The 11,308-nt window shown below is 60.3% G+C and carries 12 protein-coding genes; 6 read left to right on the top strand and 6 right to left on the bottom strand.

Annotated elements, in window-relative coordinates:
• Both AC0L28_RS27145 and AC0L28_RS27140 read right to left on the bottom strand, forming a co-directional pair.
• On the bottom strand, window positions 1-1,423 hold a 1,423-nt coding region (locus AC0L28_RS27145), incomplete at its 3' end, for a DUF5801 repeats-in-toxin domain-containing protein (RefSeq protein ID WP_473481320.1).
• Between the two features lie 340 nt (window positions 1,424-1,763).
• Window positions 1,764-2,249, bottom strand: a complete 486-nt coding sequence (locus AC0L28_RS27140; protein WP_287233857.1) for a response regulator transcription factor — start codon at window positions 2,247-2,249, stop codon at window positions 1,764-1,766.
• 757 nt (window positions 2,250-3,006) lie between these two features.
• On the opposite strand from AC0L28_RS27140, the gene AC0L28_RS27135 reads away from it, so the two are divergent.
• Together AC0L28_RS27135 and AC0L28_RS27130 are read left to right on the top strand one after the other, a co-directional pair.
• Entirely contained in the window at window positions 3,007-3,195 is a 189-nt protein-coding gene (locus AC0L28_RS27135) for a hypothetical protein (protein WP_023799140.1), read from the top strand.
• A 327-nt stretch (window positions 3,196-3,522) separates the two neighbouring features.
• Window positions 3,523-5,022, top strand: a complete 1,500-nt coding sequence (locus AC0L28_RS27130; protein WP_473481318.1) for a thiol-disulfide oxidoreductase — start codon at window positions 3,523-3,525, stop codon at window positions 5,020-5,022.
• Between the two features lie 160 nt (window positions 5,023-5,182).
• Here AC0L28_RS27130 and AC0L28_RS27125 read toward each other — a convergent pair whose 3' ends face one another.
• Window positions 5,183-5,584, bottom strand: coding sequence for a DCC1-like thiol-disulfide oxidoreductase family protein (locus tag AC0L28_RS27125; protein ID WP_473481316.1), 402 nt, complete (start codon window positions 5,582-5,584; stop codon window positions 5,183-5,185).
• Window positions 5,581-5,733: a hypothetical protein gene (locus AC0L28_RS27120; RefSeq protein WP_473481314.1), complete on the bottom strand. Its 153-nt coding sequence runs from the start codon at window positions 5,731-5,733 to the stop codon at window positions 5,581-5,583. Before AC0L28_RS27120 ends, AC0L28_RS27125 begins: the two co-directional genes overlap by 4 nt.
• Before the next feature lie 391 nt (window positions 5,734-6,124).
• Here AC0L28_RS27120 and AC0L28_RS27115 point away from each other — a divergent pair, with 391 nt between their 5' ends.
• The 4 genes from AC0L28_RS27115 to AC0L28_RS27100 all read left to right on the top strand — a co-directional run bounded on the left by AC0L28_RS27115 (window position 6,125) and on the right by AC0L28_RS27100 (window position 8,893).
• Complete coding sequence (locus tag AC0L28_RS27115; RefSeq protein WP_473481312.1) at window positions 6,125-7,177, top strand: acyltransferase family protein; 1,053 nt, start codon at window positions 6,125-6,127, stop codon at window positions 7,175-7,177.
• 43 nt (window positions 7,178-7,220) lie between these two features.
• Window positions 7,221-8,144 carry a class I SAM-dependent methyltransferase gene (locus AC0L28_RS27110; RefSeq protein ID WP_473481310.1) on the top strand — a complete coding sequence of 308 codons (924 nt, stop codon included), beginning with the start codon at window positions 7,221-7,223 and terminating at the stop codon, window positions 8,142-8,144.
• Window positions 8,145-8,283: 139 nt separating this feature from the next.
• A complete protein-coding gene (locus AC0L28_RS27105; RefSeq protein WP_023799134.1) occupies window positions 8,284-8,589 on the top strand; it encodes a hypothetical protein in 306 nt (101 codons plus the stop codon).
• A complete protein-coding gene (locus AC0L28_RS27100) occupies window positions 8,558-8,893 on the top strand; it encodes an endonuclease domain-containing protein (protein WP_287260596.1) in 336 nt (111 codons plus the stop codon). The genes AC0L28_RS27105 and AC0L28_RS27100 overlap by 32 nt, the downstream gene beginning before the upstream one ends.
• A gap of 113 nt (window positions 8,894-9,006) precedes the next feature.
• On the opposite strand, the gene AC0L28_RS27095 is transcribed toward AC0L28_RS27100, so the two are convergent.
• Together AC0L28_RS27095 and AC0L28_RS27090 are read right to left on the bottom strand one after the other, a co-directional pair.
• A complete protein-coding gene (locus AC0L28_RS27095) occupies window positions 9,007-9,861 on the bottom strand; it encodes an aldo/keto reductase (protein ID WP_128247039.1) in 855 nt (284 codons plus the stop codon).
• A 158-nt stretch (window positions 9,862-10,019) separates the two neighbouring features.
• Window positions 10,020-11,030 (bottom strand): Lnb N-terminal periplasmic domain-containing protein, encoded by a 1,011-nt coding sequence (locus AC0L28_RS27090; RefSeq protein ID WP_128246952.1) that lies wholly within the window; start codon window positions 11,028-11,030, stop codon window positions 10,020-10,022.
• Between the last annotated feature and the right edge of the window lie 278 nt (window positions 11,031-11,308).

Genomic DNA, 11,308 nt, shown 5'->3' with positions numbered 1-11,308 from the left:
CGACCAAACCCGAGGGACCCGCAACCACGTTCAGCGCGTAGGTCAGCGTGCCGGCGCCGTCGGCGCCGAAGGCCGAGATGAAGTTGGCCGCGAAGCTGGCGCTGGCGTCGGTCGTGAGGTCGGTCTCGTCGACCGTCAGGGTCGCCAGGGTGCCGGTCGTCGAAATGCTCGGCCCATCATCGTCAAAGTTGATCAAGGAGCCGACCTCTTCGCTGTAGGCGTTGGTGTTCGTCACCGAGAAATGGAACTCGGTGATGTCGAGCCCTTCGTTTGCATCGACGCTCGCAACCTGCAGCCGATCCATTGGGCTGCTGGTGGTGACATCGACGGTGGTGACGTTATCGAGCCCGGTGATGGTGACGATGCCGGTGCCGAGCCCGCTGACGGTGACGTTGCCGCTCCCCGTGGCATAGGTGCCATTGGCGGTGATGGTGGACGCAAACCCCGATTGGCCCGTCAACTTGAGGCTGGTGATGTTCACGGAGCTGGCCGTGGTGCCGTCAAAGAAGTCCGTGCCTTGCTCGTTGCCCGCATTGTTGAAGGCGGCGATCCTGACGTCCACCCGATCATCCGGATTAGATGGCGTGACCTGGTTGATCGTGAACCCGGCCTGCGTGACAGTCTCGAGATGGTTGCCGTACTGGATTTGCGAGGAACTACCTGCGTTCAGGGTACCGCCGGTCACAAAATCGACCTGGAGCGTGTCGTTCGGATTGATGCTCTGGTTGTCGACGCCGAAGCCCTGTGTACTCACGTTGGCGGTGCCACCGTCCAAACCTATCACCAGAAGTTGCTTGGAAGCGTCACTGGACGAATTGATCAGGTAGAAATCATGATTGCCGGGCGCGGCGGCCGAGCCTAAGAAACTAGCCACGCTGGTCCCCGTGACCGAGGCGAACACCTTATCAAGCAGATCGATTTGGTCGTCCGGGTTGGTTGCGATCGGATGGAGCAACGGCACATACTGGACCGTGTAAAGGTCCGCATTGGTGGTGCTGGTGCTGTTCAGCCCAAGCGAAAAGGCGAGCGGCCCGGTCTCAGCGGGCTCGGCGAGCGGGTCATCCGTACCAATGACGCCGATCACGACGTTTGCATTGGTTGGGTCCTGGAACAGCCAGACATAATTGCCATCGACCGTCCGAATGCCGCTGTTCACGCCGACGGTGGTGGAAAACGGGGTCCCGGAGGAATTCTGGGCGAGAACGACCGAGGTGATGGTTTCCCCTGCGTCCGCCGAGGCCTGCACGAAGTTGGTCTGGAAGGCGACCTCCGGTGAGGTCAGCCCGCCCGCATCGTCGAGACTTAGCAGATATAGCAGCGTGGCGTTGGTGCTGTGCGGCGCAACGGACGGGTCAATATCATCGTCCTGAAGACCGGTGGTCTCGTCGATGATGATGTCTTGGGTCACGATGTCGAGTGCCATGGAGATTCTCCTTGGTTAAAACGCTTCAAGAAAAGGGATCCAGCCCCCAGATGGCGGAAATGCACCTACCCCGAGTGCATCCGGTCGCGCACTGAAATGCGGCCCTCCAACCTCATTGTGCCGCCGATGAAGAGGACGCGTCCATTCGCGGTTCGATAGTGTTATGGTGAATACCCCTACCTGATCGAACGATATACATCCTTCGATAGGGTCGAGCCGCGACAGGCGCTTGCGGGTAACCGCGTAGGTATGACGGGTCGATCGATATGCTGTGGGCTTCCGGCCTGTTGCCGGTATCATGCTGACGCAGGCGTCATCGACGCCTGGCCGAAGGTGATGATCAAAGCCCGCTTTTGTGGCCCGTTCCCAGGTGGTCGGCGGCTTCGCCAAGCGCCCAGGCCAATTCAGCCCTGCTGCCGAGGTGGAGCTTTTCGTAGACGTGGTGCAAGTGCATTTTCACCGTGCCCTCAGATACGTGCAGCTGCGTGGCAATGCTCTTGTTGCGCAACCCGCGCGCGACGAGGCTGGCGACTTCGGCCTCACGTCCTGTAAGCGTGCGCGCGGCGTGATGCGGCGCGCTCCGCATCAACAGGTGTTGGAGGATCTTGTGGTCGACCCACTTTCGACCGGCCGCCACGGCAGTCACACATTCGACGAGGCAGCGGTGGCTGACGCCGTCCAGCAGCAAGCCGTCGGCGTCGAGTTCCCGTATATCCTCGACGTCGAATCCGCCCTTTGGTTGCAGGATGAAGATTATGCCCAGAGCGCTGTTACAGGCTCTCAGCCGGAAAGACAGACTGGCCGTCTGCTGACTGGCAATGTCCACGCCTATGACGACAATATCAGGCCGATGGCACTCTACATGCGGGACAACGTCAATTATGCGATGGCAGTTTGCCACGACGCTGTGACCAGCCTTCCGCAGAACCCACTCCAGACCGGCGAGATATACCCCCCGCGGGTCCGCAACAACCAAGGTTGACATTGCGAACACGGTCCCCAAAACGCGCACGACTTACTTAATGACTTAATGATCAATGAATGAGGAAAGCAGAGCTCCGAGCAATTGTCAAGGAATCACTAATATAGCTGCAGCTTATAAACTCAGGCTGGGCCATGCCGGCCCCGGCTGCCCCAACCTGGCACGCATGCGTAGCATCGATACCATGGCTGATGCTGCGTCGGGCTGGCTCGCGGCGCGCTTTAGGCCGACCGGGTGCGCGCCCTCGTCGATCTGCTGGTGGCGGGCGAAAGAAAGCGCATGCGTGGCTCCATCCCCGGCTGGTTTCCGCGTCAGGCACGCTTGAGTCGGTTGGCTCAATCTGGACGCAAGGCGGACTTCCAACCGTCGAGCCATGTCAAGTTCTGCCCCGGCACCATTCAAGCAGAAACCCGCCCCGGTCTCCGGAGCGGGTCTGTTGCCTGAGGCGGAACTCAACACATGTCCGCAGCCGCAAGGTCACCTCGCGATGCTGAAGATCTGGTTAACCCGCCATATTTGATTCAAATCCTGCTGTGGATGTTCGCCTTTGGGTAAATCGAAATGGGCCATCGTTGTCCAGCGGCGGGCAAAAGGAGAATCCATGACCAGTGACTTTGCCGCAGCCCACCTCCATCTTGAACGAGCCTGTCACTATTTGCGCGGCGATGACGAGACGAGCAGCGCGGCGCGCGCCGCCCTGGACATCCTGATCGATGCAATTGTCGCAGCCCAGTACAAGCGTCCGCCCGCTGACGTGGTGGAATTTCCCAGAACGGCAAAGCAGCGTTAGTCGGCGAAGCGCGGCGCATCCGCAAGATTAATGCGCCGCTTCAAGTTCTTGTTTTCATACATGTCGTCGTGTTGACATGTCGTTGTCCTGATACTGCTGCGCGCCCTCCGGTCAGGCCCGAGGGCATGCCTTGGGCGACATGCAGTCGCGGGCGAAACAAATGGAGCGGGATGGCCAGTTCAAATTAAACGCATCCCGCTTTGGGTCCGCCGCACCTCTCCCAATGGCTGATGCTCGGCAGCAGGAGCTACCGACGACGGCGGATTGACTCTTACTCTGCGCTCGTGCTGATGTTGCAGTGCAACATAGGGCAGCGGGGGCTAACTGGTGTTTATTGGGCAGCAGCAGTATTCAAGCGCGACGCCGATATGGAACGTTGGTCGCAGCAAGATCACGAAAGTCAGAGGACGGGACGATACATTTGACGGATTGACCGCATTTGCCCCGTTCTGGGCAATGGCGGCGATCTTCAGTATCGCCGGTGATATCTACTCCATGCTTGGCTACAAGGGGCCGCTGTTTGCCGCTCTGAGCTGGTCGGTCGTCCTGTTCAGCCTGCTACTCCTGCTGTACCCGCGGCGAACCGAGTTCTTGATCGGGCTCGTGATGGTATCGCTTGTGCTGTACGCGCTGCGCATGCCGGTCGCTTCGAACAACAAGACGATCACGGCGGTGATGAACGGGGCTATCCTGCTCAGTGCGGCAGTGCTCTATCTGCGGGCCGCCGGCCGCGGCGCCGCGCTGGCCCGGATGGAGCTTTATCAACAGATCCGGATCGTCGCCCGGGCGCTGCTCGCCATCATGTATTTCTACGGCATCTTCCACAAGATCAACACCGATTTCCTCGATCCTTCCGTGAGTTGCGCGGTGGGCCTCTACGCTCCGCTGGCTCGTCCGTTCGGCCTCGAGGACAATCTGTTTGGCCGGTATCTTGCGATCTTCGCCACCTTTGTCATTGAGGCGATCGCGATTGTGTCTCTCTACTGGAAGCGCTATTTCGCCGTGGGGTTCATCCTCGCACTCGTCTTCCATTACGTGATCCCGATCTCGGCCTATTCCTGGTACATGGACTTTTCCAGCCTGGTGTTCGCGCTGTATGTGCTGAGCATCCCCACGCCCGCCAGCGAGGCGCTCTATCGCACCTCGCTGGAGTTTATCAATCCGCTGCGCGAGACGTTCGGCCGGGTCGGGATCTTGCTGCCGGGCGCGGCCGTGATGCTGGTCGCGGTCACTCTCGTCATTGTGCTCACTTATGCTTTTCCCGGGCGCTCCTTCGACATGATGGTCCACTCCGTCTGGATCCTCATTTGGGGGGTAGTGGGCGGCGCGGCGATGGTCGTGCTGTCCTATGTGGCCCTGCAGAACCTGCCTTGCCGGACCGTCTCCTCGCCGCGCCAGCCGCTCTGGGTCTATTTGGTGCCGGGCTTGTTCTTCCTCTCCTGCCTGTCACCCTATGTCGGGCTCAAGACGGAGAGTTCCATCAACATGTTCAGCAATCTGCACACCGAGGCCGGCCAGACCAACCATCTGCTCTTTCCCAAGCCACCATACATGTTCAACTATCAGAACGAGGTGGTGAAGATCGTTGATTCCTCCGAGCCCCATCTCGTCCGGCAGTCGCGGGCGGGCAATTACCACGTGCTCCTCGATGTGAAGAAACAACTGCGCCGGAAGCCCGAGGCTTGGGTGACTTACGTGAAGGATGGCGAGACGATTACCCGCGCCAACGCCTCGACCTTCGCAGGCGAAATGCCCAGCCTCCTCGAACGCAAGTTGCTTATGTTCAAGCTGGTGGATTTCTCGCGGCCGAAGGCCTGCACCCACTGAACGCCGCTTTCACGGAAATTGGCAGATGTCGCCGGACAGTCGACTTAAGCCATCCAATGCCCAATCGCGTCGCGATTGTTAAGAGTCACGAGTCGCTTTAAGTTCATGGTCGCTATCGCAAAACCGCTGCGCATCCTCGGTCAGGGCCTGAGGGCATGCTTTAGCGCCGTTCGAGGTCGGTAGGGATCAGCGAGCGGCCGCGAAGCCTCAGGGTGGCCCGGCGTCCGAGCTTGAGCGCCGGATAGATCAGCCGCGCGGCCGTCCTGTTTGAGAGAATCCTGCGGTTGAGCCAGCCGAAAAGCGTCGAAGAGGAACTGAGGATCGCCAGGAGATTGATGGCTTCCTCGCCGTGGTAGACGCGATCCTCGAAAACGAAGAGCATGCCCTCGTTCAGGTCGAAGCCCTGGCGCTGAAACTCGACAACGCGCGGGTCGCCGGAGCGCGCGTCAAGCAACTCGACAGGACCGAGCGCGTCGCGCAGCCGGGCAAAGCGGACATAGCTCTGGCAGAAGATGCAGTCGCCGTCATAGACGATAAGCGCCGTCTTGCCGGGGGGCTTCATTGCAGCGTCGGATCCTGACTGTGCCCCATCGGTGCTTCTACGGCGCCATCGATCGCGCAATTGCCGTAGAATGCGCAGCCGGAGACGACGGGCAGGTTGCTGAAGGCGTCGAGGATGGCGACGAGCACCAGCCCGACAATGCCGAGCATCAACATTTTCTTGTGGGCGGACAAGTCGCGAAGCATCTTGGTCCTTTTCTGCTTGATGCGGACCTGGTCGATCCGACGTCAAAGCGCGATCGATTTCAACAGCCGGCTGGTTGCAAGAGCGGCAGCCCGTGCCGGCCAAGGTTTCCTATCGCTTGAACTGCCATAGTCGGCACCAGCCTGTTATTGTGCAACGCAACAATGGGTGAAGATCGGCGGAAAATCAAGCGGAATGCTGAATTTCGCCGACTTTTGCGACATTGCGTCGGCGGCAACCGGCAATGCGGACCTCCGAGCCAATTCGCACTTGCCACACAGTATGATGCAATGCACAATCACCATCGAAACCGAAGGACCGGGCCGGCCGATAAGCCGTATCCAGGAAACGCTGAAGTTGAACCTGCCCATCCGTGAGACCTGGCTGGACACTGCCAAGGGCTTGGGAATCACCCTCGTCGTCATGGCCCATGTCCTCGACCACAGCACCTGGCGCTGGGCGCACCCGATTTACTTCGCGGCATCGCTGTTCTTCATGCCGTTCTTCTTCATCATATCCGGCTACCTTTTTGCCGTCACGGAGAGGAAGGCGCTTCTCCGCAAGCGCGTCCAGGGCCTGCTCATCCCCTATGTAATGTTTCTCGGCGCGATCATGGCGAGCGTGCTCGTTGTCGACTTTTTGCGCGGCGACACCCCGGCGCCCTGGCAGATCAGGGAACTCATCACCGACGCCCTGTTGGGCGGACGGCACCTGACGCGCGAACTCGGCGTGTTCTGGTTCGTCACCTGCCTCGTCGCCACGCAACTTGTCTACAACGAGGTCGCGATCAGGACCAGCGGGCCGACCGATCCCGGCATGCTGGTCTTCGTCGGCGCATCCGTCGGCCTCGCCTATTCAATCCAGGCATATTGGCAGGAGGTGCGCGCGCCGCTGGCGCTGACGAACGTGCCGCTCGCCATAGGCGCATTCTGGTTCGGACATTTCCTGCGCGAACGCGGCATGAACGCACTGTGGTCGGCGGTATTTGTCGTGGCGGTTGCCGGGGTCGCGCTCGCGGCGGCGCTGACGGGGTCCGACTTTACCTTCAGCATGAAGAACGCCATCTTCGGCCCGCCACTTCTCGGCCTGCTCGTTGCATTGGCGATCTCGACCTTTATCCTCGGCCTCGTCCGCTTCATGGCGATGCCGAGCTTGCGCATCGCTCCGTTGGCGGAAATCGGCGCGGCCTCCCTGGTGATCATGTTCGTCCATCAGTTCGTTCATTTCACGCTGCGTGACTTCGGGATGTCTTCCGAGTTGGCGCTGATCGCCCTGTCGCTCGGACTTCCCTATCTGCTCTATCGCGGACTGAGGTCGTCCCGGATACTGTCGCCCTGGTTCATCGGAAGCGGAGACCTGGCGCTCAGCATCCAACTGATGAGGCGGAGCCTCGCCTTCCGGGCAGGCTGAGCAAGAACGCGGATCGTCTGCCTTGCCGGCCCGGGGCGTGCGCGTGTCGGCATCCGATTACGATCCCCCCGGGCAGACCTTCCTGGCCCCTGTTCCCGCGAGCGCGGCGGGCGTATTCTCGCGGTCCGACGGGTCGAAATCATCAGGGGAGGAGATTGCGATGGCTGAGGCAACGCGCCACGACGCTTGGCAGGCCGGGGATAGCTACGACCTCTATATGGGGCGATGGAGCCGTCAGATCGCTCCACCTTTCCTGGATTGGCTCGATCCGGCAGAGGGTCTGGACTGGCTTGAGGTGGGTTGCGGAACCGGGGTGCTGTCGGCAGCCATCCTGGCCCGTTGCAATCCCTGGAGCCTGGTGTCCATAGATCCGTCGGAGGGTTTTCTCGCCAAGGCGCGGGCAAACGTGCCGGACAAGCGTGTCGCGTTTCTCGCAGGCGATGCGCAGGCCTTGGCAGTCGAATCGGGCAGCAAGGACATGGTCGTGTCGGCGCTTGTCCTCAACTTCGTTCCCGACAGGCAAAAGGCGCTCGCCGAGATGCGGCGGGTGGCCCGCCCTGGAGCGACGATTGGATTCTATGTGTGGGATTATCCTGGCGGCGGGGTGGAATTCATGCGGGCCTTCTGGACCGCTGCGACGGCGCTTGACCCCGGTGCCGTCGACCTTACCGAGGACAGGCGTTTTCCATTTTGCACACAAGATGGATTGACCGATCTCGCGGAGAAGGCGGGCCTGGGCTCCATCGACTCCACCCGGATTGAAATGCCGGCCGTGTTCAAGGACTTTGAGGACTACTGGCACCCCTTCACCCTGGGTGCGGGACCGGCGCCCGGCTACTGCATGAGTCTCGACCCCGCAGCTCGCCAGAGATTGATGGAGAGGCTCCGCGACAGTCTGCCGCGCGGCGAGGACGGGTCCATTCCCCTGAAAACGAGAGCCTGGGCAGTCAAGGCGAAGGTGCGCTGATGACCGGCAGCCCATGTCGCGCCAAACCGGTAGGCGGCCAATCATAGACTGCCGGCGCGAAGTTCGGGTTGACCGGCCTTGTGAGCGAAGCGACTATTCGTCTGGACAGCCGAGATGCAGATTGCGCGAGGAGATTACGATGGACGAGCCCGATCGCTGGCGTCACATGTCGAGCGCGCCAAGGGATGGCAGCCGAATCCTTGTCACGGTTCGGCCGTCTGAGCAGGGGCCGGCGGAAGTCGACCTGGCCTACTGGTCTCGAGCCGACCAGTTCGGCAGCGAAGGCTGGCGCGCTTCCGACTCGTCGCCCGGACGCGTGGTTGAATACGCCGAACCCGAGCTGAAATGCTGGATGCCGCTGCCGACCGCCAATCTGAGCAAGGGTTCATTGCCGAGCCCTTGGGACGAAGAAGATGTCCCGCTGCTGGATGGATCGGGGATATGAGGCTGAGCGCGATCGTCACAGCTGCCAATCTCCCCCCAAGTGGGAGGGGGGCGCCGTAGAGTGCCAACCTCAATTTCCGATTGCCGGTTATATTGTCGACTTCGCTTGCCCGGATAAGAAGCTCGTCGTCGAAGTCGATGGTTCGCAGCATGCCGACGCCAATGCAGGCGACGAGGCAAGGACAAAGCGTCTTGAGCAAGACGGCTGGACTGTGCTGCGCTTCTGGAACGACGACGTCATTCGCGACATCGACAATGTCTGCCAGCATATTGTGATCGAGGCAGGGCTCGCCGGTACGACTTGATACGCCGGCGGGACAGCGCCCCCCTCTGTCCTGCCCTCTTTGCCACCACTTGGCATCTCCCCCACGAGGGGGGAGATTGGCAGCTCCGCTGTCGGCTCCCTTCTCTCAGACCCTTAGAACAGGAACGCAGCCGTGGCCGGGTTCGCGCCCGTACGGCCGTTTGATGAATCCATACCTCGAATGAGCTCGAGGTCCTTTGAATCCAGCTCGAAATCGAAGACGTCGAAATTGGCGGCAATCCGGTCCTGGTGGATCGACTTTGGAATGACGATCAGCCCTTCCTGAAGATGCCAGCGGATGATCACCTGCGCCACGGACTTGCGGTGTTTTCCGGCGATCTTTTCGAGGGTCGGGTCGCTCAACAGCCGGCCGCTGCCCAGCGGGCTCCAGCTTTCGATGCGGATGTTGTGCGTGCTGTGAAATTCTCTGGTCTGGCGCTGTTGAAACCGGGGATGGAGTTCGATCTGGTTGACTGAGGGTGTGACACCAGTTTCGCCGATGATCCGCTCCAGATGGTCGTGGTTGAAATTCGAAACGCCAATCGACTTGGTCCGGCCGGATTGCCTGAGTTCGATCAGCGTCTTCCACGCCTCGACATATTTGCCCTGGCTGGGCACTGGCCAGTGGATCAGGAACAGGTCGATCTGCTCGATGCCCAGCTTGTTCATCGTCTCGTCGAAAGCCCGCAGGGCGGCGTCACGCTGATGCGCGCCGTTTCGCAGCTTCGAGGTGATGAACAGTTCGCTTCTCGGCACGCCAGCCGTGCGGATCGCCTGCCCGACGCCCTCCTCGTTCTGGTAGCCTTCGGCGGTGTCGATCAGTCTGTAGCCGGCCTTGATTCCCCAACTCACGACTTGGGCCGTAATGGCTGGATCGACCTGCCAAACGCCAAGGCCGATCTGGGGAATGGCTGAGCCATCATTCAATGTGATCTGCTCAACTTTAGTCAGGGTAATTTGTTCAGGCATGCTCAGGTCCTTCTGCATCGCTCCGCCCCGGCGCAGTGCTTATCTAGGCGCGGCGTCCGCCAATGCGAGTCGACAGGAGGAGAAAGTAGAAGTGCGCCGTGAAGCCGGGATGAGATCCGGTTCGAACCGCCCAGCGTTTCCAAACACGATTCCAGAGATCAATAAATTGGACCGGGGGATGGCACGCCAATCCGGATCGATCTCGAAAAGTCTGGCGAAAGGCCCGACTCCCGCGCACGGCCGTCAATGTGGGCTGCCTCCCTCAAAACCGACATCGGCAAGCTGACATCGAGCGCACCCCGTGCATACGCATATTCGGGAAGATAGCCGTTAACGATGAGGCGCCAGTCAAGAGGCACCACGTCACCGACGGCTCGCATCATCTTGACGATCGTGGTCGTGCAGTTCGTCGTGATGGAATTATAGAATTCTGGAGTCGTGGAAAGTGCATTTGCGTCCAAGACGTATTCCAGCAAGAGCGCCCGGGCCGCTTCCGGTGACACTTTTAGCCGATAGATTTGGACATCCTCTCCACGAACGTTTGACCTGACGCCGACGACGTCTCGCTCATCAGCCGCAATAATGACCAGGGGATTGCTCTTGAACAGGTCTGCCATGGGTGAAAACTTGCCGCCTCCATGGCGCCGCACCTCAATCGACCAGGCAAGATAGTCACCTCCTGCAAAGCCGAAGCTTATGATGACATGGGCGATTTTGGTCCCGGACCAATAAGACATGAAGAGATCCACCGTCTGAACGTTGGAGAGGTCGTAGGTCCGCGTTGTCCAGCGTTCGGTGAAATCAGTAGCGCTACGCCACTCGAAGTCGCGCACATCAGTCAGCGTCAACAGGTTTCCGTCGCGGGTGCCGGTTACCTGACGGGCGACGTCGGGCGCCCAGTCCGCGTGATCGAAAGGCCTGATGGTGCTCCACCAAACCAGAACCACAGCTAACGCAGCTGCAAACAGGACAAGCGCCCTGATGCGAAACCGGCTGAAGAGGGCGATGATAGTGGCGAGGCCGAACAAGATGAACAGGACGCCGGCCAGAGCCCGTCCAAGCTCAGCCACAGGCAGACGATACCACATGGCAAGTCCGGCCCAGGCAGTCAGGATTGCGACGGCTAGCGAAAGGATGATGGCAAGCGAAATCCGAGCGATGCGACGCATTTATACCCCCCTCTGGCAGTCTGTCATTGCCTGGATGCCATTTCTCACGGAACGCTCGAAGACAACAACTCTACATGTCCATATTGGAGCACCAATCGGTCCGATACCATTTTCGCCGCGGATTTCGCAGGCGTGGAGCGAGCGAGAAGGTGCCCACGCGAAACGGACGCGCTCGGCATCGGCCGTTCGATGAAGTGACCGCGCGAGCTCACGGGCCCCAACAAGTTCCTTCATCCATCCATCCGTACCTCAAACGCCCGTCCATCTACCCGGCACAG

Source organism: Mesorhizobium sp. WSM4847 (assembly GCF_055811335.1).
Note: the sequence above shows the minus strand (reverse complement) of the source record. Positions and strands in the feature narration are given on the sequence as shown.